This window comes from Paenibacillus sp. 01T442 (genome assembly GCF_056398345.1).
The window spans coordinates 341,808-363,615 of the sequence record NZ_JBFTPF010000001.1 but is presented as its reverse complement, the minus strand read 5'-3'; the positions used below and the strand labels follow the sequence as shown (position 1 = coordinate 363,615).

At 44.7% G+C, this 21,808-nt stretch carries 17 protein-coding genes; all 17 read right to left on the bottom strand.

Translation table 11 applies throughout. The features are described 5' to 3' along the window. Nucleotides 1-66 precede the first annotated feature (66 nt). On the bottom strand, nt 67-1,587 hold the full coding sequence (locus AC1DLM_RS01525; protein ID WP_477568861.1) for an ABC transporter substrate-binding protein: 1,521 nt from the start codon (nt 1,585-1,587) through the stop codon (nt 67-69). Between the two features lie 89 nt (nt 1,588-1,676). Continuing rightward, nucleotides 1,677-2,603, bottom strand: a complete 927-nt coding sequence (locus AC1DLM_RS01520; protein WP_477568860.1) for a carbohydrate ABC transporter permease — start codon at nt 2,601-2,603, stop codon at nt 1,677-1,679. A gap of 12 nt (nt 2,604-2,615) precedes the next feature. After that, the gene (locus AC1DLM_RS01515; RefSeq protein ID WP_171634817.1) at nt 2,616-3,518 is read right to left on the bottom strand and encodes an ABC transporter permease subunit; all 903 of its coding nucleotides are present in this window, start codon (nt 3,516-3,518) and stop codon (nt 2,616-2,618) included. A 90-nt stretch (nt 3,519-3,608) separates the two neighbouring features. Further along, nucleotides 3,609-5,333, bottom strand: a complete 1,725-nt coding sequence (locus AC1DLM_RS01510) for a sensor histidine kinase (protein WP_477568859.1) — start codon at nt 5,331-5,333, stop codon at nt 3,609-3,611. A gap of 20 nt (nt 5,334-5,353) precedes the next feature. Next, nucleotides 5,354-6,628: a response regulator transcription factor gene (locus AC1DLM_RS01505; RefSeq protein ID WP_477568858.1), complete on the bottom strand. Its 1,275-nt coding sequence runs from the start codon at nt 6,626-6,628 to the stop codon at nt 5,354-5,356. A gap of 229 nt (nt 6,629-6,857) precedes the next feature. Next, nucleotides 6,858-7,664, bottom strand: coding sequence for a response regulator transcription factor (locus AC1DLM_RS01500; RefSeq protein ID WP_441987728.1), 807 nt, complete (start codon nt 7,662-7,664; stop codon nt 6,858-6,860). Between the two features lie 18 nt (nt 7,665-7,682). Next, nucleotides 7,683-9,518 (bottom strand): cache domain-containing sensor histidine kinase, encoded by a 1,836-nt coding sequence (locus AC1DLM_RS01495; protein WP_477568857.1) that lies wholly within the window; start codon nt 9,516-9,518, stop codon nt 7,683-7,685. Nucleotides 9,519-9,643: 125 nt separating this feature from the next. Next, nucleotides 9,644-11,287, bottom strand: coding sequence for an extracellular solute-binding protein (locus AC1DLM_RS01490; protein WP_441987726.1), 1,644 nt, complete (start codon nt 11,285-11,287; stop codon nt 9,644-9,646). 82 nt (nt 11,288-11,369) lie between these two features. Further along, nucleotides 11,370-12,245, bottom strand: coding sequence for a carbohydrate ABC transporter permease (locus AC1DLM_RS01485; RefSeq protein ID WP_441987725.1), 876 nt, complete (start codon nt 12,243-12,245; stop codon nt 11,370-11,372). A gap of 18 nt (nt 12,246-12,263) precedes the next feature. Further along, nucleotides 12,264-13,214 (bottom strand): ABC transporter permease, encoded by a 951-nt coding sequence (locus tag AC1DLM_RS01480; RefSeq protein WP_441987724.1) that lies wholly within the window; start codon nt 13,212-13,214, stop codon nt 12,264-12,266. 204 nt (nt 13,215-13,418) lie between these two features. Further along, on the bottom strand, nt 13,419-14,405 hold the full coding sequence (locus tag AC1DLM_RS01475) for an alpha-amylase family protein (protein ID WP_477568856.1): 987 nt from the start codon (nt 14,403-14,405) through the stop codon (nt 13,419-13,421). Between the two features lie 32 nt (nt 14,406-14,437). Then, complete coding sequence (locus AC1DLM_RS01470; protein ID WP_477568855.1) at nt 14,438-15,199, bottom strand: hypothetical protein; 762 nt, start codon at nt 15,197-15,199, stop codon at nt 14,438-14,440. Nucleotides 15,200-15,221: 22 nt separating this feature from the next. Further along, nucleotides 15,222-16,301, bottom strand: coding sequence for a glycoside hydrolase family 88/105 protein (locus AC1DLM_RS01465; RefSeq protein ID WP_441987721.1), 1,080 nt, complete (start codon nt 16,299-16,301; stop codon nt 15,222-15,224). Nucleotides 16,302-16,332: 31 nt separating this feature from the next. Then, nucleotides 16,333-16,581: an S-layer homology domain-containing protein gene (locus AC1DLM_RS01460; protein ID WP_441987720.1), complete on the bottom strand. Its 249-nt coding sequence runs from the start codon at nt 16,579-16,581 to the stop codon at nt 16,333-16,335. 240 nt (nt 16,582-16,821) lie between these two features. Beyond that, complete coding sequence (locus tag AC1DLM_RS01455) at nt 16,822-17,709, bottom strand: hypothetical protein (protein WP_477568854.1); 888 nt, start codon at nt 17,707-17,709, stop codon at nt 16,822-16,824. An 855-nt stretch (nt 17,710-18,564) separates the two neighbouring features. After that, nucleotides 18,565-20,160: a response regulator transcription factor gene (locus tag AC1DLM_RS01450; protein ID WP_477568853.1), complete on the bottom strand. Its 1,596-nt coding sequence runs from the start codon at nt 20,158-20,160 to the stop codon at nt 18,565-18,567. Between the two features lie 7 nt (nt 20,161-20,167). Next, nucleotides 20,168-21,802: a sensor histidine kinase gene (locus AC1DLM_RS01445; protein ID WP_477568852.1), complete on the bottom strand. Its 1,635-nt coding sequence runs from the start codon at nt 21,800-21,802 to the stop codon at nt 20,168-20,170. Nucleotides 21,803-21,808 lie beyond the last annotated feature (6 nt).

Here is a 21,808-nt window from a genome sequence, read left to right as displayed (position 1 = left end):
CAGAGCGCAATGTAGAAGGCATGATAAGCAGGGAACCTATTGGATAGGCCCCCCATAAACAATTCGTTACTTTTTAGCAGTCGTGCTCCATTCATTTAATTGTTTTTGTTTCTCGGCAATAATTTTGTCAATGCCTGCGCTTTTCAGTGCAGCCACCATTTTGGGAATATAGACATCCGGGTCCACGGAGCCAGACATAATGGCTTGCTGGTACTGCTTGAGCACGCTGTTGCTAGCAGCCACTTCCTGAGTTAAAGATTCGGAATTCCAAGCAAAACCAAGCGCAGGTGATTTGTCAGCTGTTTCGTTGAATGTTTTGAATTTCTCCCATTTCTTCGGGTCTTCATTTGGAAATAAATACGTTAACATCTGATTTCCCCACATCCAAGGCTCGTTCTTATAACCGACGGATGCCGCATCAACACCTGGAGGGAAATCAATCGTAGTCTCATCCTTTTTCACATAATGAGTTCCTTCCACACCGAAATCAAACAGATTAAGCAGCGTTTTATCGCCATAGAGCATGTTTAAGAACATCATAGCCCGGTTAGGATCTTTCGAAGTCTTGGGAATGGCCGTCATAATCCCGGTCGTGTTCAACGTAATTGGGGTGTTCACCATTTCTTTCTGAACGACCTTAACTCCCCAGGCTGAGGACATTTCAGCATCTTTCCCAGGCTTCAGCTCCGAATACATCGCGAATGCCTTTCCTGCTTGCATGGCGCCAAAGTCTTTGACCGTGGCCGCATCCAGATTCATAAATTTCGCCTGATACCATTTACGCGCCAGCTTCGCATAATCCATGAATACTTTCGACTCAAAGATATCGACTACTTTTAGCTCCTTGCTTGAACGGTCCAAAGCACCCAAATAATCGCCAAGATTATCAAACGACGAAGAACTGATGGCAAAATTACTCATCTGACGCCCCTCTTGTCCGAAGAAAGGAACGATGTCAGGTTCATTGTCTTTAATCGTTTGTAGCATAGGCTCCAAATCTTCGAGCTTGTTCACCTTGCTGATATCAAATTTATATTTATCGACTAACGCCTTATTGAACAAAACACCATCTACACTGGCAAACTCTTTGTTCGTTGGTAGTCCGTAAATCTTTCCGCCTATCCTTGTTCCGTCCAAAAACTTAGGCTGCAAAGCTTTCGTTACATCTCCTCCGTATTTGGCAATAAGTTCATCGAGAGGCAAAAACGCTCCTTTAGCTACATTTTGCGAATAACCGAGACCACCAGCCGTCATCATAACGTCCATTTGCTCATTCGTTGCCATCATCAGATTGGTTTTCTCGATCCAAGTCCCCCACTCAATCGGCTTGAGTTCAACTGTAGCGTTAATCTTGTCAGTTAAATAAGCATTCATTTTGTCTTGCACGGCCTTAAGGTCCTTGGGGACTGCGCCTGTTGCGTAAACGATCGTCAACTTATACGGATCCAGTTTCGAAGAAGAAGCATTACCCTTCGTACTTTCGGAAGTGCTTTGTGGTGTATTCTCCTTCGTAGCCGAAGAACTGCAGCCTGCGAGTACGGCACTTAATGTGAGAATAACCGTCGTCATTACGAAAACCTTTTTCATTGTGATCAAGTCTCCCCCGAATATTATTGTCATGCAACTAACCCTTTCCTACGTACTTAGCTGAATCACCTCCTCCATTAAATCTAGTGCTAGCCTTTAACCGAGCCTACAGTGAGACCTTTCACCAAATACTTCTGAAAAAAGGGATAGCAAATAAGAATAGGTCCTATACCAATAACCGCCATTGCCATGATGATAGAATTTTGGGGCATTTCGGATATTAATTTGGCAGAATTCGCATTCTCCGTATGAGAAGATAGGAACTGAATATTCAGCAAAGCTTTTGTCAGTAAGTATTGCACACTGAAATACTTGGAATCGCTAATAAATATCAACCCGTTAAACCAATCATTCCAATAAGCCAGCGTAGTGAACATGCCGATCGTTGCCAGTACAGATACCGAGAGTGGGAGAACCAGTTGAAAGAAGATTCGCCATTCTCCAGCGCCATCTATACGAGCCGACTCAATCACCGAAATAGGAACAGAATTAGAGAAGAAGGTCCTCATGATCAGCACATTAAATCCATTCATAAGCAGTCCTGGGATGATGAGTGCCCACATCGTATCGCGTAAATCGATGATTTGGGTATACACCAGATACCAAGGAACCAATCCGCCATTTAATAAAATTGTAAAAAATACATAAAAGGATAGTACCTTGCGATACGGAAAGTCCTGACGGGACATCGGGTAAGCAACTAAGCTAGAAATAAATAAGCTGGTTAAAGTTCCCGAAATAGTTATGATAATGGTAACGCCGTAAGCTCGAAATAATTGATGAATGTCTATAAATAAATAGCGATAAGCGGCTGTGCTCCATATTTTCGGGAAATACGTGTAGCCGCCTGTACGCAAGATACTCTCATCCGTAAAAGAAGCGATTAGCACCAGAACAATTGGAAATAAACAAAATACACACATCACTAAGAAGAAACCATGCAATAAACCGCTCGCCCAAGGTGATCCTTCCCGATGCGTTCGAAACCGCTTTTGATTGATAATATTGACTTCCATACGTATCCTCCTCTAAAATAAAGCGCTCTCTTTATCCCATCTTCTGACCAACATATTGGCAATGATGACAAGCACGAATCCCACTGTCGATTGGTATAAACCTGCAGCCGAAGACATGCCGATATCTCCTGTTACCAATAAGGCTCGGTAGACATAGGTATCAATTACATTGGTAGTCGAGAACAAAATACCTGTATTGAGAGGAACTTGGAAGAACATACCAAAATCTGCGTAAAAGATGCGGCCAATCAGGATCAGCACCACAACGATCACCACTGGACGGATTAGCGGGAGTGTGATCTTCGTCATCTGCAGCCAGCGATTCGCGCCATCCATGCGGGCAGCCTCATAATATTCTTGGTTAATACCAATCATAGCGGCAAAATAGATTAAACTTGAATAGCCGACATATTTCCACGTGTTCACCATGACAAGAATGTAAGGCCAGTATTTGGACTCCAAATACCATTCAATCGGCTGTATATGTAAGAACGGAAAAATGACTTTATTGATAAAACCGTGCTCAATACTAAAAAAGGCAAGAACAATATAGCCAACGATACTAAACGAAATTAAAAAGGGAAGCAGCATGATACTTTGGTACAAATTGCGGGCAAACCGATTTTTGATTTCATTTAACAGTAAAGCTACAAGGAGCGCTATGACTAAATTATTAACAATAATAAACGTCCCATTGTAGAGCAGCGTATTCCGGGTAATGATGAAGGCATCATGTGATTTGAATAGGAATTCAAAATTCTTAAAGCCCACCCAGTCGCTATGGAAAATTCCTTTGGTGTAATTAATGTTCTTAAACGCAATGAATGTGCCCAGCATGGGCAAGTAATTATTAATAAATAAGTACAATACACCTGGCAGTGTCATCAGAATCAGACTGCTATATTTCTTGGCCATTCCGCTACCCTCCACTCTATTTCTCTTCTTTATTGTAGAGGGTGCAGCTTTTTTCAGATAGCGCTCAAGATACCGAACCTATCACTCAAGTTACTTCTTAGGTATAAAAAGACGAACGACCGCCCCTTTTTCCAGCCCATTTCCAATCATGAGACGGGCCTTATTGGCATAATACGCTTGCAGCCTTTGTTTCACATTTTGAATGCCCAAATTCCCGGCATCCTCTGATGACTGACCGCTTGCCACAAATTTTTGCAAAGCCGGCGCCGAAAACCCATTGCCGTTATCCTCAATATGGATCCATAGGCCATGGCTATTATCGGAATGCTCTTCATAACAGATTATTTTCAAATGAAAACCCTCATCTTGCATAACCATGCCATGGATAATAGCGTTTTCAACAAAAGGTTGAAAAATCAAAGAAGGGATAAGCTGTTCCCTGACTTGCTCATCGATGTCGATAGCGTAATCAAAATGTAATGGAAAACGCATCTTTTGAATTTGTAAGTAGTGGTCAATGTGCTTTAGTTCCTCTGTGATCGTCACCATTCTTTGTTGGCTTCGCATCATGGAACGAAAATAATTCATGAGATGGACCATCATTCTCTGCGCCAATTCGGATTTCTTAGTTGCAATCAGGTTATAGGCAATGTTTAAAGAATTCAATAAGAAGTGGGGATTGATTTGCAATTGTAAGTGCTTAATTTCCGCCTGTTGCGTTTTGATATGTTCTTCATAGACATTGATTTTTAAAGAGGAAATTTCAGCAGACATGGTGTTAAAAGTCTCCGAAAGCAAGTCCAACTCCTTGGAATGGCTAGGCGGCATTCTATATTGCAGATCTCCCTCCTGGATTCGTCTCATGGCACGAACAACACGAATAATCGGATTTACGACGATTTTTTTAAGTAGAACTAAGTTAATAATGAGGAAACAGCCAATGGCAAAGGGTAGGAAATAGATTAACTTTTGCAGCAAAGAGAGCTGTCTATAGACATTTTTCTCTGGTAAGAGAACCGTCATGATCATATTAGAGACCTGGGAGCGATTCATAACCAATAAGTACTTATCAGGGATCTCCACCGTTTGAAAAGCCTTATTTGTTTTGAGAAACTTGCTTGTAAGCTGGTTTAAATAGTTTGGGGAAATCGTCGTTGCAGTTAACGGTTCTGCCTGCTCCGAGAAGAAAATAATTTGTTCATCCTCGACCAATTGAACCTTATTGGAAGGAGCAGCCAAGCTTTGAATGGGAATGATACTCCCTACGTATAGACTCGTCCCTGACTTCACGACATGAATTAAACAAGGAATGCCAGCAACCTTCACGGTTTTCCAGCCATCCTCCTGTTTCATGGATAGTCCCTCACTCCGCATCCATTCATAGATAAAATCCTCTGTCCCTTTATTCTGGGGAATTTGTGAACCGTTAGCTCTTGTCATAATAAGATCTTGCGTTTTGGCTGAATAAACGAATAAAGCCCCTAACTCGCTATAGTAATTAATATCCTTCTCCATCGTATTGGCAGCAGCGATTCGCGTCATCAAGTATTCATCACTTCCGCGGGGCTGCAGCTCCAAGGAAATGACCGCCGGATCCTGTAGGGCTAGCCTGAACATATAGGTATTGATTTCTGATAACTTACTGTCAATATGACTCATTTGCCCGCTTAAGAGGCTCGAATTCGTTTGGGCAACTTGATCACGGACCAGATTCATGGCATAGCTATTGCTGAAAAACAATAACAAAAATAAGGGCAGGGATACTAAAGTAAAAACGCTTATAAATTTGAAAATAAGAGAATTCCTGTCTTTCATGTTCATCCCTCTCTCGTCGCTCAGTTGTTCAATTTCCGCAATTCATAAGGTGTCATCTGATAAGCGCGCTTAAACATTTTAGAAAAATGAGAAAAATGTGTATAGCCCAAAGAAACGGCAATTTGGCTGATAGTCGCATCTGTACCTAATAAGAGATCCTTAGCCATCTTCATCCGTTCGAACGTAATGAAATCGGTAAGCGTTTCACCTGTTTCTTTCTTATAAAAACGAGATAAATACGCCGGATTTAAATGTACAGATGCCGCTATGTCCTCGCGGGTTATTTCTGTGGTTAGATTTTCTTTAATATAGGTTTTCACCAGTTCAATCACTGTTTTTTCGCCCTTACGTCMAAATTGCCTCTGGTACATAAATGCCTGATTGGACAAGGTCACATTGTTGCTTTCCATGGCAATCAAATCTTGATAAACACGATATAAGTCCTGAATGGTCGCCCAATTCCCGATGTAACACGATACTTGGCAATAAAAGTGTTCCTTGCAGGCTCGAATAAAGGTCTCACATCTCATACGCCAGTCTTCCAGGGAAAGCGGTTCACTTCCATCCGAGTAGATGAAGATCACGTTAATGCCAGCGTGATCCTGTAAGGCAAGCCCATTATCCTGCTGAATCACCAGTTCTACTGCTGCATTCCGGCAGGCATATTCCAAGACTTCCTCATCTCTGGAACTGAATTCTCGCTGCCACTTTTCCACACTGATGAGGATGGGCAGGATCATAAAGCTGTCTGAGAGGGTCAACCCGACTTCTTGCAGCTCGCCTTCTATCTTGACCGGATCTTTCGAAATACGCTCATCCAAATAATCTTGCCAAATTCGTTCAATCAGCAGCGGCTTTTTGACCTCCCACAACGGATAAAACTTCTCATACGCCTCTTTGATTTCTTCAAATCCTAATTCTTTTTTGCGGATTTCCAATGCTTTCACAATAATTTCTTCAAGTTCTGAGAAATTGACTGGCTTAACGACATAATCAATTACACCGAATTGAAGCGCCTTTTTCGCATAATCAAACTCCGAATGACAAGTAAGAAACACAACAATTATGGAAGGATAATACGATTTGACCCATTCCATCAATTGAAGACCATTGCCATTTGGCATCTCTATGTCGCATATCATGATATCAATGGGATGTTCTGTTACAATCTTTTGGGCCATTTCGATATTATAGGCTTCAAAAATCTCTGCAAATCCCAGTGATTCCCATGCGATGTTATATTTAAGTCCCTCAATAGCATAGATTTCATCATCAACAAGCAAAATGCGACTCACAGTAAAACTCCCCCTCTATTTACATAGTCATCGTGTCGTTTGTATACCAAAATAACATGAGTATAGCATGTCATGCTTCGGTGGTGAATGAACGAATTCAAGTAATTTCTATATTAAAAATGAATTTAGTCCATCATCTACTACTAAAATAAAATAGAAAAAGCACAGCAGATCGGCTCATTCCCCTCTCTACTGTGCTTTATTCTATTCCTGCGCCTTGAAGGCGGAGTTACAAAAACTTGTTCCGATATTCAGTCGGCGTCAAACCGAACTGCTTCTTAAAGTTCTCCCGGAAGTGGTCCTGGTCTGTATACCCGATCCGGTCACATATCTCGTAGATTTTTATCGCGGGATCCTTCAGCAGCCGGCCCGCTTCCTCCATACGGAGACGAATGATCCAATGATTGATCGTCATACTGGTTATTTCTTTAAACAGCAGATTCAAATATTTTTCACTTAATCCGACTGAGGCCGCCACATCCGCTAGCGTCAGTTCCCTACGTGTAAATTCTTCCTTCATATACTGAATCGCCTGTTCAACCAGCTTCGTCTTTTTCAAACTTCCATACCATTCCCCTTGAGGCAACGTATCCGACAAATATGGAAGCTCTACCTTGGTGGCATGCTCTGCGACGGTCAACTTCCGGCGCTCTTCCCGTTCTTTGTGAAGCACTTCGACCGCACGCGAAACAACCCTTTCTATTTCAACCGGATCGATAGGCTTCAGGACATAGTCCAACACTTGAAGCTTTAGCGCCTGCCTTGCATGCTCAAACTCACTCAATCCAGATAAAATGATGTAGCGGATGTCCGGATTACGAGCTTTTACGGTCTCAATCAACTCCAAACCGTTCATCTTGGGCATCCCAATATCAGTTAAAAGCAGGTCCGGTTCCTCACGGTCGAGCCACGCCAACACCTCTTCCCCATTCTCTACAGCACCCAACAAGGTGATGCCTAAAGCCTGCCATGGAATGGCACGCACCAAAGTTTCACGGATGGTCTTCACATCTTCCGCAATAAGCAGCTTAAACATTAGCAACTCCCCCGATCTTCATACCGACTGCTCCGTACTGCAGGGCAGAACGACTTCGACACAGGTGCCCTCACTTACTTCAACATAACGCAAACCAAACGCCTCCCCGCAATGCAGTTGAATTCTCCGATGAACATTCATGGTGCCGTAGCCGGTTCCACCGCTGTTCGATTTGCCGACAGGATCGTTCACAGGCTGCTGCCGGAGCATGCGGTTCATTTTATCTGCCTCGCAGCCTCGTCCATTATCTTCGACCCGCAGCAAAAGCGCTATCCCCTCCAGTCGGGCTGAAATTGTGATCCGGCAATCAGACGGACGGTCGGCAAACCCGTGAATGATGGCATTTTCGGCCAACGGTTGCAAAGTAAGGTGCACAATGTTGATGGACACGAGATCGTCAGGTATTCGTATATCCACGTGCAGATCATCCATCATCATCTTTTGAATATGGAGATAGGCTTCGACCTGCTTAACCTCCCCTTCCAAGGAGATCCAGGCCTGCCCCTGATTCAAGCCGTAACGAAAAACATTGGCAAGGGAACGGACGATCTGGCTCGTTTCTTGATCCCMCGCCATGATGGCTCGGCAATTGATTAAATCCAACGTGTTATATAAAAAATGAGGATTAATTTGTGCATGTAAGAGCTCAAGCTGAATCACTCGGCGTTCTATCTCTTCGGCAAAGGATTTCTCGATCAGACTATGAATGGTGACGAGCATGGATGCAAACTTCTGGTTCAGCTCATCCACTTCATAGATCCCTGTATTTTGATAAGGAAGCGGTTCTTTAAATTCCACGACTTCCGGACGTTGGATAGCTGTAACCAGCCTGGTAATGGGAACGGTGACCCGTATGACGATTCTTCTGAGCCAGAAACCCGCGACCAGCAAGGCAGCTGCGGCGGTGGCCGCTCCGATTGCTGATATAACGAAGGTGTATCTGCTGAAATGGCTCTCAGGAACTACCGCCAGCAGCTTCCAACCGTTCTCCAGTGTCTCGAACATCACCCTGTGGTTTTCTCCGTTGATTCTAGTTACGATTGATCCCTTGGTGCCAGTCAATGAACGCACATAGGGAAGCTCTCCCACATTGTCGAGGAAATCGTATCGCTCGCTGAAGATAACACGATCGCTTTCATCCAGCAGCAAATGATAGCCTTTCTCCAGCGGTGCATTGTCGAAAGCACCCTTGATGCTCCCAGTATCCGCAGCAACGATCACCGTACCGATGTTTCGGCCGTCTTTGATACTCGTCTTTTTTCTCGCCGAATAGATCATAGCTGCATTTAATCGGTCCGTCCTTTGGCCCCACCACACAGTCTGTCGTTCCCCACGACTCAGGCTTCGAAACCATTCCTCACTCTTCAGATCCCCATTCTTAAATATTCCCGTTGACGGGTAAAAATGATCTGGTGCCATTTCGTAAAGCCCGCTCCCCGGTTCCAACGCGACGGAAACAACATAGGATTGCTGCGCCACATTATGGGAGCCGAAATCGTTCAGGAGAGACAACAAGGACAGATTCTGCAAGTTGGTCTGGAGTGAATAAAAATCGCCGACCGCCTCGAATGGTTCCTGATAAGAGCTTTCCAGCAAATTTTCAATCGATTGATTGGATAAAATAAAAGCCGCTACGTTATTCATTGTATCGAATTGGTATCCGATATTCCTGTAAACAAATTTCATCGACTGTTCCGCCATCTTGAGGGTATGGTCGTTCTGCACTCGAATAAGGACGTAACTGGCCGCCGTTGCAAAAAGAGCGATGAAGGTGACGATCAACACAAAAATCGGAAGACTCAGTCTTGTAAGCAATCTCGAATTCCTGCTCCGCTTTCGTTTACATACTGCCATCCTCATCCCCCTCTTTAGCTGGCATTATTGCAGAAGCCCCTTCAGCCGTAATTCGCTGGCCGAGGGGCTCCCCAATCTCTTAAGGTTTCTTCAAGCAGGTGATATCCTCCTGCAAGAGGAAGCTTTTATTTGCCGGTTTTCTTCTTGAAGGACTCTTCTAGCTCTTTCAAGATTTGTGTACCGCCTTGTGACTTCCATTTATCCACAAACTCGTCGAACTTCTTGATGTCGGCACCCATAATGATCTGCGTAAAGACAGAGTCACGCATCGTGTTCAGTTCCACCAGCTTAGCGATCTTCGTCGGTGAATCTAAATAGTTGGAAGCGTCCGTAATCTGGAACTTATTATTAATCGCGACATCAAGCGCCTGAGCATTCCGGGTCTGTAGAGAATCCAGATAACGCGGCCAGCCATGCAGTCCCGGAGCAAACAGATAGCTCTGCACACCGCGGAAACTCCCGTTTTTGTCCAGCATTGTCGTCGGGTCTACGATGTCGTTGGTCATCACCTTCATCTTGCCATTCTCGAGTTTGTAGTCTTCCCCTTCGATTCCCCACACGGTTAGCATTTGATTTTCCAAAGACAAGGAATTTTCGATAATAGCCAGAGCCTTCTTCGGATCTTTGGTCTTGGCGCTGATCGCATTCACCTGGCTGAAAGGAGCACCTTGTGGAGCTACCGCTTTGCCATCTGCACCGACGAGAGAGTCAGTTAACGTCAGATATTTAAAAGGTAGATCGACCTGGTTCGGAAGCTTCCCATCTGCCGCCAGCTTTCCGCTTTTCTTGAGCTCAGTCGTTTCCACTTGGGTATCATAATCGTTTGGCGTCGACCACCAGCCCATCCATGAGAACAATTTTCCACTGTAAAGCTTAGCCCTCAGCTGCTCTTCCTTAATGGTCGCGAACTCCTTGTCGATCAGGCCTTCCGCGTACATCTTTTGCAGGAACTGAAGTGCATCTTTCATTTTGGGATCAATATCGTAATTGCTGAATTTGCCGTCCTTTTCGGTGAAATAGCCGGGTGTCACACTAAATGCACCGAATATATTGTCAAAGGAATTGTTAGCAAATTTCTGCTGGCCGATCTGAGCCGTATACCCTCCCAGTGGAATGACATCCGGTTTCTCCGTCTTGACCTTTTTCAGCAGGTTGTAATATTCATCGAGCGTTTTCGGCACCTTGGCACCCATTCCATCGAGGTAATCCTTACGCATGACTAGATTCCAACGGTACCCAGCACCAGGTCCCCCTTGATAAGGAATCCCGAAGATTTTGCCGTTTACCTTCGCCTGCTCAAAAATTTCCTTCGGCACTTCTTTTAAGATATTAGGCGTATCCTTCTCATTGATGAGATTGGTAAGATCGACAAAAGCTCCTTGAGGGGCATATTTCTGGAAGTCATCGGCAAAATCAATTCTCACCACATCGGGAATATCACCGCTTGCCATCTTCAGATTGAGTTTAGTTTTATACTGTTGGACATCCACCAATTCGGGAACGATTTTGATGTTGAGTTTTTTCTCGATAGCTTGCTTGACGACATCTTTCGAAGGATCGTAGGGTTTGGAAATATCTTGCGCTTTTAACCATTTGAGCTCATATGGCACTTCTGTTTTAGGCGAAACCGATGCTGACGCCGAACCTCCTGCCGGTGAAGGTGACACACTGCCTGCTCCGTTATCTTTACTGCATCCCGCAACAGTTACGGTTCCGGCCAGTACGGCAGCGAGAACGCCAAAAGACCATTTCTTCGTTTGATTTGACATGAATAATAGACCTCCTTGGTATAACTTCTAACTTCTATATTTACCCTAATGGGGATAAACCGTTTGGAAAGGACTGAGTTACTTAACCTTTTACTGAACCTACCAGCATACCCTGTTCAAAATATTTTTGGATGAACGGGTAGATGATCAGCATAGGCATGGCTACGATCACGATAGCGGCCATTTGGATGCCTATCGCAGGCGGCGGTGACGAACCAGCTGCTTCTAACAGCTCCGGCGGAAGGCTGGAGCTAGCGATAATGGTTCGGAGAACCAGCTGTACGGGTGCTTTGTGCCAGTCGGTCACATACAGCATAGCATTAAAGAAATCGTTCCAATATACAACCAAGTAGAGGAGACCGATGGTTGCTATAACTGGCATGGACAGAGGAAGTACAATCTGCCACAAGATTCTGAACTCGGAAGCTCCGTCCATAGAGGCTGATTCCCTCAAGCTCTCTGGAATGCCTTCAAAGAATGATTTCATAATAATCATGTTGAAAGCGCTGTAGGCCATCACCAAGATGAGAACGTAGTTGGTGTCCAGCAGACCCAACTGCTTGATGGTGATGTAGGTGGGGATCATCCCGCCTTTGAACAGCATCGTAAAGACAAAGTAAAGCATGATGACCCGCCTGCCGGGCAATTTCTTCTCCGCTAATGCGTAAGCCGCCGTGACGGTAAGAAACAAAGCAAGCATGACGCCCCCCACCGTGTTGCGGATCGTGTTTCCGTATGAGGTATAAATCAGGGAGCCTTTCTTCAGCAGATATTCATAGTATTGAAAACTGAAAGAGGTCGGAAATAGAATCATCCCATTCTTCTCGCTGAAAATATGATAAGGCGTAACTGATACGGAAATGACGTACCAAAATGGAATGACAATCAATATTGTTAATACAGTGAGAACGATATAGTTGGTGGTGACAAAGGCGGTCTCGCCTCTCGTGAGTTTCATAGATACGTTTCCCCCATGTCAGAAAATACCGGAATCATTGATCCGCTTGGCGATTTGGTTGGCAAGCAGCACCATCGCTAGCCCGATGACACCCTTGATGAAGTCAGCAGCTGCAGCAAGGCTGAGGTTGAACTGTTCGATGCCTATCCGGTAAATGTAGGTATCCAGGATGTCCCCCATCTCAAATACCATCGGATTGTACAAGTTGATGACCTGATCTAGCCCTGCGCTCATGATGTATCCAACTCTCAGGATGAAGATAACAATGATAGACCCCGTAATTCCTGGCAAGGTGATGTGAAAGATCCGACTAAACCGCGTAGCTCCGTCCATCGTGGCTGCTTCGTAAACCTCCGGGTTGAGCCCGGCGATGGCTGCTATATAGATGATAGCGGCCCAGCCCATTTCCTTCATCGCGTCGGTGACGACGAGGATCGTTCGGAAGTAAGCGGGTTCAACAAGCAGATAAACCGATTTTCCGCCGAAAAACTCGATGATCTTGTTGATGACGCCTGTTTCCGGCGAGAGCAGCAGCGTGATGATCCCTCCGTATACGACCCAGGACACGAACCTCGGCAGATAGACCGCGGTTTGAAGCGTCTTCTTGAACCAGGCAGCCTGGATTTCGTTCAGTGCAAGCGCTAACAGGATGGGACAAAGGAAGCCGCTGATCATTTTGTACAGACTGATAAGCAGCGTGTTCTTGAAAGCATTGCGGAACATCTCGGATTCGAAAAGCAATCGGAAATATTTCAGCCCGACCCACTCGCTGCCTGAGAATCCTTGAATAACGTTATAATCCATAAACGCAATGCTGATCCCGTAAAGAGGGAGATAATCAAAAATGAAAACCCATACAAAAGCGGGAAGCAGCAAGATATATAACAATTTGTATTTCAAAATCCACTTTAGCCGCTTCCTAAGCATCGTCTTTCTAGTCTCGGCGATCCTAGCGGTCACCAACTCCATCTTACTCTCCTCCTATCTCTCTCTAACCGCACTTAATAAGAAAGTGCTTACAATAGTTAGCTTACCTGAAATAAGATGATCGGAAAACCGGAGTGAAGGACAATAGTACCGGGGAAAAGTCGCATTCGATTTGCCCACAAGACTGGACGAGGAACCCGGGTAAGCTTTTAAAACAAGAGATCGTTTCATTCGGGTTTGCCCCCATCAAATCCCTCCGGTTAGAGTTGCGATACCCGCTGGCGGAACAGGAAGAGAATGGACGCCTGCCTGCATATGAAACACGGATTGTTCCACAACATTCCCCATGCAATCCTTAATCTCTATTGTCCGGCTTCCGCCATCTCTGTCCAGCTCCATAATGACACCGTCGCTCCGCGTACCGTTGACAAGAATAATCGTCTCCGGCAAATCACGATCCAGCGTTACGACCGTTCGGTGATAGACAGCCGCAATCAACTTAGCCGTATTGCTCGCCAAGACGAGCGGATACATCAGTTCCGGATTGTGGGGTTCAAGGCGTCCATCCAACAGAACGCTTCGATGATCGTTCCAGAAGGCGAGCCAAAAGGCGGTCATTTTGACGTGTTCGGCCGGCAGACGTTCAAGGAGCACAGAGAGCTGCGGCACCGCAAACAGAACGTTGATCAGTTGCTGCGCTGCGCTCTCCACCGGTTCCTCCGGGTGCCACATCAACATATCGGAGTGGGCAGCCGTATCGCCGCACAGCAATCGGATATCGATGGTCCGCACCCGGTTTTCGATGGAATCGTTCGGACAATCTGCCGCACGGAACATGTTTCCGTATTTGCGCATGTAAGGCCCTACATAGCTTTGTCGGAATTCAATCATCACGTTTTGATTAATTCTACGGAGCCGATCCATGATGTCGGACATGAGACGGTCAACCGCTTCGGGTACTGAAACATAATCGCGGCCTCTGCCTACGTCATGCTTCTTCTCCTCGGGAAGGTAGAAGCTATCAACAAAATCCAACTTGAAACCGTCCAAATTCCACTCCTGTATGGCCGTTTCATAAAGACTGATCAAATATTCCCTGACTTCGKGATAGCGTGGATCGACAACCCCGTAGCCCCGCGATTCAATTGTATAGAGCATCTTGTCGCGGAACCGATGCCAAGCCTTGCTATGGCGTCCGACATAGGGAACGGAATACCACAGCATGTATTTCATGCCGAGGCTGTGAACTCTCCCGACATGGGCTCTCATATCCTGTATTTTATCCGCACATACTTCCCAGTCGCCGCAAAAGGCGTAACCGCGGGCAATATCGGAGGTTTGCTGCCGTCGTCAACGATGATCGTCTCGCATCCGAGTTCTTTCGCCAAACGGCACTGCTCCTCGATCGCCTCTGGATTGATGGATTGATGGAGGCTGTACCACGTTGAATACATTGGCTCGCGTGCGGAAGCAGGAACCGGCGACGAGGTTAACCCCGTCAGTCCGCTCCACCACGTCTGTACTTCATGTAAACTATCGTAATAAGCCAAATTACGCACATCCACCCGCAGCGTCGCTTCGTAACTTTCAAACGGAGATGTAGGTTCTTCAAACAAGGTAACGGAGCAATGGAACACTGCGGTCTCTTCGTGAACCCCCGCTTTGCATACAACGGGATTAAGCGTATCCGACAAAGCGAACGTCATTCGATTTCGGCTTGCACCGTTAAACAGACAGACGACCGGCGCCGAACTGGTCGATTTACTTGGATAGCCACCTTTTACAAAATCAGGCATCAGCCCGCGGTTCCGATTCCCATTTGGATGCCATGCGCCCTGAATATCCATGATCGGTTGCTCCCAAGTCAGCCGTAATACAGACGGTGTTTCAGGCTGTTCCGCCGTAACAGAGATATGCACGAGTTCGATTCCTTCTTCAGGAACCTCGACGGTTAAGAGAGCTTGAAACTTGTCGCCGCCGCCTGTCACCTGATAACGATGTTTGGATTGTTTTGCGGATTGTAGCATTGCGTACCCCCAGGTTATTTGTTTATCGTTGTTGATGACCTAGCACCTCTGAAAGAAGCAGTAAGGTCATGCCCTGCCCGTACAAGGTAGGAAAAATAGGAACTTCGTTGTATGCTTCAACACTCGCGAGCACAGGAGTACCCCCGGATACACCTTTAACGGCTCCGCTATCAGAAATTTGGGATATCACGGCTGTTAAAGCCTGATCTGCGCTACTTTGCATAGAGGAAGGAACCAGTCCCATGCGAACTGCCTTGTACAACCCGCAGGCAATACCAGCTGAGCCCGACGTTTCTTCATAAAAATCCGGTCGATCCAGTACCGTAGGCCATAATCCGCTGTCATTTTGCCGCTTTACAAGCGCCTCAACGAGTTTGTGATACCTGTCTTTAATTTCTCCTAGCAATTCATTATCAACAAAGTCGTCCGCGATCTCCTCCAGAATCATGGGTACTCCCATGGCAATCCAAGCATTCGCACGATTCCACTGGGAAGCGGACATCCAATCGCTCGTTTCACAATTCCAGCCATGGAAGAGCAGTCCCGTCGTTTCATCCTGCAAGGCGCGAAGATGCAATAACACCTGCAACAATGCCTCCTTCGCTATTCGCCGGTCCGATTTCAACCGTGCAGCGCGAGCCAGAAACAAGACTGCCATGAAGATGGTATCCGCCCAAATCTGTTCGCGAAACGTCGCATTCTCAGTCACCGTATGTTCAAAGGCGCCTTCCCTCGTGCGAGGGGCCTGCTCGATCATCCACGACGCGATTTCTCCTGCCTTCTCTGCATATTGCGCGTTTCTCGTCACTTCATACAGATGCGGAAAGACAGCATAAGGCGCCATAGCATTAATAACCTTCACTTTATCCGCTTGTTCACTATTTTTACCCACCCAGGCTTCAATCTCTCCAAAGATTTCATGTTTCCTTGTGTCTTTTCCATATTCTAATAAAGCGACAATACCTACTCCAGGGTTCCAATCCCACTTGTTGATATTCATTGCCCAGTCGGCCCACGCGTGATTGCCCCATTCCTTCTGTTGACTATGCATCATGAACGAGTATACCTTGTGGGCATATTTTTCCGAATTGATCTTTTCCATTTAATCCTCCTGTTGAAAACGCAGCATGATCTCATTTTTTTATTCGTTTCACAGTTGGGCTATACAGGTAGTTGTATATTACTTGTGCCGTTTCAGCCCGATTCGCTTGGATACGGGGACCAAATTGGCGATCCGCCTGTCCTGTCATCAAACCTAGCTCAATCGCTTGATTAATACCGTTTCTCGCCCAATCTGCAGCATGATCGCCATCTACAAATCCAACCAGCAAGTCATTTTGTAAACTCATGGCGCCATACTGGTATGAATAGGCTCTAACCATCAGATCAGCCATTTCCTCGCGGGTAATGAGGCTGTCGTAGCAAAACTACCGCCTGATACACTTTGTATCAGGCCCGACTTGACAACGAAATTGTCTGCATTTTGATACATCGGCAAGTTCAGCTTGGCGCTGCCCGAACCATTCAGGTTGAATACCTTGTTGCCGTCGGGTAACTGTATGACTCTGGTATTACCGCCCACTTTCCAATTGGCAGGCGCTGCATTCACGGTTTTTCCTTCATCATCCAGCAGTCAAGTAATAGCGAATGTGGCTGGACTGGTTCGTGCTTGCAATCGTCCCCGTATACGGGCCATTTCCGCTGCCTGTCGCTTGAATGTCCTGATCAAGGGCTTCGTCTCCGTAACCATAATGGATAACTGCGGATACAGGTGTGCTCGAACCCGTTAGTGTAAAAGAAACCGGTAAATCGGTATTATACGGAATTTCTGACAGAGKCGTGTGCTCGATCGTAAATGCAGGCTCGACGACGACAGGCGAAACCGTCAATTGCTCAACATTTAAGCTGACAGCCGGACCCATACTTTTTACAGAAAGGCCGACTCCGCCTGCGGTGAGCGATGTATCCGTGAAAGTTGTCACCGCAACTCCGTCTATGGAAAGCTTAAAGTTGCTTCCTTTAACCTCAATTTGATACTGATGCCAATCTGTCAAATTGAATCCAGAGATATGCGAACCGATATCTACAGACGCGCCTACCTGAACGTTAGTTGATGAGTTGGGGTATTTCCACAGCTCAACAGATTTCGTATTTTTAAATTCCAAAAAATAATAATTCGTGCTGGACGAATACCGGAATATAACACGGAACCGATCTCCCTTTGCCGAAAATCCGACGATGTAATCGGTAGAACTATATGGAAGCTTGGCAGACTTGACCACCGCCCGCTGCGGAGATGTTGCCGATGTTGCCCCTTTAAGTTGTGCAGCTTCTCCACTTCCTTCAATCGTCCATGCTGTACTTCCAAATAAATCCCAATTGCCTAATCCCCCAGCGAAACTGTCCGTAAATAGCGGATTCGCCACCGTCGCCTCAGCGCGTAACGAATACCATGGCAAGAGAAGAACGGCAAGAAGCAAACACAAAGTCCGAATCAAATTTCTTTTCATGCGCTAATTCACCTCCTGAATGTGTAACAAGAACTCCAGCTCTACTGTCGAACCGTAGTTGGCGGGAGAAAATCAAATATAATCAATCACCTATGCTAACGCAGGAAAAAACAAAATATATAACAGCTCATACTTCCATATCCTTTTGAATTTCCTCGTCAGTTGGTCTCTTTCGTTTCAGTGGATCTAACGGTTCTCCTCCTATTCTCTCCGGTGCACCTGTTAAAGAAAGTGCTTACATGAATAAGATTATAGAGGAAGTAAGCAGGCGGAAAAACCGGAGAAAGGAACGATTTCCCCCGGGAAAAGTCGTAAATATAATCTGAATAAGGTTACGAATTAACGATTTATTGTCTACTTCAAAACTTACTTGTCACCCAACAGGTGGTTGTTGGGTGACAAATAAGTTTTGAAGTGCAAGAAGCCAGCAAACGCAAGGGTTTGCTGGCTATTCTAATAAAATAGATTTTTTACAAATTAATTTTTGAAGTGGTATTTTGGAGTCAAATAACCTGAATTTTTGCTGTCACCGTGGCACACCTGTATGCATTGCAAGAAGTCCATTGCCGGTAATTTTGGCTATATTCAGGTAGTTTCATTCACTGTAGTAAAACGCTTTCCAACATTCACCTCCGCATAATCATAGAATACAAAAAAAACTGCTTTATGAATGTGTGAATATTTTACCTGTATGTGCAATCTCAACCCTTTCTGCTTTAGCAAAAGTCATATAAAAGAGAAGATTTGCAACAAAAGAAAATGCACCTCGCATTTGGTTATATAGGGATGGTCTAGCAACTTCCATTTCCCTATTTCATGCGTCGGTGCATTTTTTTTCGAATCTGTACGATCGGATCAAAGCCTTCCATGCTTCCMCTTATAGTCAACCGGGCTTATTCCATTATATTTCTTAAAAACCTTCGAAAAATACGTGCGATCGGAATAACCAAGCTTGGCAGCGATCATTTCGATCGTCAGCTCTCTGTTTTTTAACATTTGAAGTGCAATTTTCATCTTAGAATGATGTACATAATCAGTGAAGTTGAGTCCCGTCATTTTTTTGAAGAACCTTGAAAAATAACTCGGATTCAAATACAAATGATTGGCGATTGCGACCAAGGAAATATTTTCAGACAGATGCTCCAGTATATAACGATCAATCATTTGCTGCTTGTGTTTATCAATCCCTTGTGTTTCTTCTGACTCAACTTCGTGCATGATAGTACGAACCCGTTCTTTTACACTTTGCAATGTCTCTTGCAAACGTACCGTTTTTTCTAAGTCTGAGTGAAATGAGGAGAGATCCTTGTCATAACCTGACTCATTCTCTAATAGTCGTACCCACTGAGATATTTGTGAGATGAATGAAATAGACGATGACTTTTCAACTGCCGCTCGCTCTGCCGCACTATCCAAAACATCTGAAACGGCGACTATATCTTCTTCACGATAAGCATGAAGCAGCTTTTCTTTAAAATTCTCATCTTTGGTCTCGAAACCATTAAACGTTAAGCCAGTAAATTTGGATGGCATCTTAAGGAGCGAAGCTCTTTCATAATAAAGTCCTAAATTGTACTGTTTCAGTTCCTCATAAGTCTTGCCAATTCCCGTTAAACCCTGAAACTCATTGCTAAACACGATACAGGTATCAAGCCTAAGATACGTTTCAGCCTTACTCTGCAGATCTAACGCAAATCTACGAAATGACTCAGCAGGATTGACAGCCAAATTATGACGATAATTCATTATGCAATGTAACTCCAGCCCCTCTTCGGCAAAAACTGAAATGCCATCCATGCTTAAGGCTAATTCTTGGGCAATGTTATATAACCCGTAATAGATAAGCTGCTTATCCTTTATTTCATAGCACTTGATTAGAGTAGAATAATCTATATGGATTAGCCCAAGCATAAAGAACGGATCTTTCCACTCAATCCCAAGTCTCCTTCCGGTAGTCAAAGTCACTTCCGAGTGATCCCCAGATATGATCTGTTTCCAGAACGATCGTTTCAGCAAATCTTTGTTTCTGGCTACTTCCTCCTGATAAGACAATCTTTCGGTGCCTTCCTTCATTAAACCTTGGTGTCTCACAGCTTTTTCAATGCTTTGCTTTAGTGTATCGGCGGTTAATTCGTCCTTTATTAAGTAATCATCTGCATTTAATTTCACAGCTTTCCGAGCATAATGGAAATCTTCGTGACAGGTAAGAAAGATAATCCTCACATGGGGTTGAAGCTTTTTGAGTTGTTCAGACAGTTCGATTCCGTCCATTTTCGGCATACCGATATCGGTAATAACCAGATGAGGACCGGTGACTTCAAATAACTGTAGTGCTTTAACTCCGGAATTGGCGGTCGCAACGATTTTCAAGCCCATTTCATTCCAGGGGATTAGATTTAGCAAATATTTGATCATCGGGGCATCATCATCAACAATCATCACATTCATCATCTTCCGATCACCTTTCCATTGTGCTATCTATATTTTTGAAAATGAAAATAACTGAAGTGCCGCCAAGCTCATTTGATCGAATATCCATCTTAACATCTTTGCCGTATGTCAGCCGAAGTCTGTTATATACGTTGGCCAAACCGATCCGTTGATTGGACGCCTGAGGTTCCAAACCAGATTGCAGCACCCTCCTCAGCAGTTCATTCATTTCCGTTTCGTTCATGCCTGTCCCATTGTCTTTCACTTCGATTCGACATTGCCCTTTCTGTTTTTCCGCGCTAACCCAAATAGCTGCTTGAACTGAAATGTCAGCAAATCCGTGTACGATAGAATTTTCGACCAATGGCTGAAGCCATAGACGCGGAACTTCCATATCCTCAAGTTCTTTTTCGATATGGATATCTAACTGTACACTTATATCATTGCGCATTTGCATGATTTCGATATAATCGCCTAGCAGCTTGCATTCTTGCAATAATGTACATCTCTCGTTAACGCGCATATACGCTCGCAGTAAGCTCATTAAAGCATCAATTTGCCTACTATTGACAGAGTCCCCTTCCGTCACCAAGTTGCACTTGATCGAATTCAGCGTATTAAGCAGAAAATGAGGCCGGATTTGCGAGAACAGCGCGTCAAGTTCAATAATCCGCTTCTCCTCCTGCTCCTGTTCAACTTCCGTAATAAGCAGATTGATTTGATCAAGCATATGGTTAAAGGCACCCCCGAGAACAGACACTTCATCTTTTCCACTTACTTGAAAACGGACCAGCCTGTTTCCGCCGCCGAATTGCTCCGCCGTATTTCGAAGCTTGTTCAACGGCGTATGCAGCGTTTTTGCGATGAAAAAGGAAATAATTAAAAATAATAGTATGCACAAGGATAAAATAATGGCATAAAAACTGAACACCTTGGAGATTTCCGCGGTAATCTCCTTTGAAGAAAATTGGTACACTAACCTCCATCCTGCTCGAGGAATTGTGGACTGCACTTCTAGTTCAGATATTCGGTCCAATAACGAGTGCTCTTTGGGGTAACTATAAATCAGTTCTCCCTCTGAGTTATAAAGCTGAAATTGACCTGAACCGCTTCTGGCGAACGAATGGTCAAAGTATTCAGCGGGTATGCCTACGTACAATGTTCCGATCATTTCTCCATTGTCAGCATTTCGAATTACTTTCACGGCAAAATAATATGACTCTGACACATTGGTGTATACTTGTTTGATTCGTTTACTTTTTAACCATTGGACAGGACTCGTGGGTATATTGTTCAATTCAGATGGGTTTACTTGTGACAGCCACCGGGTTAAATCCGTGTAGTCCAAAGAGTTATTGGTAGCATAGCTGACAAAATTACTTTTGTTAACATAGAACACTTGTGCATTTAGCCCTGAAGTTTTCGAAAAAGCTATATCTAGATATTCGGAAATTCGTTTACTGGTGAAGTAGTCTAGCGATGAGCTCAGTTTCTGAACATCCTTGAAGGAAACCAAATCATTGTAAAAACTACTATTTTTGTTACTGAATAAATAAGAGGCGTATATGATATCCTCCACATTTTTGTTCAAGTCGGATGAAATGACATTAACGACACTCTGATTCGTATCGTGCACTTTGTCTATGACCATGTTCTTTACCAAAGTATA

Bases quoted from the DNA above. Each gene is read 5' to 3' on its own strand.
- AC1DLM_RS01490 (WP_441987726.1), bottom strand. From the start codon at position 11,287: ATGTCAAATCAAACGAAGAAATGGTCTTTTGGCGTTCTCGCTGCCGTA.
- AC1DLM_RS01510 (WP_477568859.1), bottom strand. From the start codon at position 5,333: ATGAAAGACAGGAATTCTCTTATTTTCAAATTTATAAGCGTTTTTACT.
- AC1DLM_RS01500 (WP_441987728.1), bottom strand. From the start codon at position 7,664: ATGTTTAAGCTGCTTATTGCGGAAGATGTGAAGACCATCCGTGAAACT.
- AC1DLM_RS01485 (WP_441987725.1), bottom strand. From the start codon at position 12,245: ATGAAACTCACGAGAGGCGAGACCGCCTTTGTCACCACCAACTATATC.
- AC1DLM_RS01525 (WP_477568861.1), bottom strand. From the start codon at position 1,587: ATGAAAAAGGTTTTCGTAATGACGACGGTTATTCTCACATTAAGTGCC.
- AC1DLM_RS01460 (WP_441987720.1), bottom strand. From the start codon at position 16,581: ATGGTTAGAGCCTATTCATACCAGTATGGCGCCATGAGTTTACAAAAT.
- AC1DLM_RS01520 (WP_477568860.1), bottom strand. From the start codon at position 2,603: ATGGAAGTCAATATTATCAATCAAAAGCGGTTTCGAACGCATCGGGAA.
- AC1DLM_RS01515 (WP_171634817.1), bottom strand. From the start codon at position 3,518: ATGGCCAAGAAATATAGCAGTCTGATTCTGATGACACTGCCAGGTGTA.
- AC1DLM_RS01465 (WP_441987721.1), bottom strand. From the start codon at position 16,301: ATGGAAAAGATCAATTCGGAAAAATATGCCCACAAGGTATACTCGTTC.
- AC1DLM_RS01480 (WP_441987724.1), bottom strand. From the start codon at position 13,214: ATGGAGTTGGTGACCGCTAGGATCGCCGAGACTAGAAAGACGATGCTT.
- AC1DLM_RS01470 (WP_477568855.1), bottom strand. From the start codon at position 15,199: ATGCTACAATCCGCAAAACAATCCAAACATCGTTATCAGGTGACAGGC.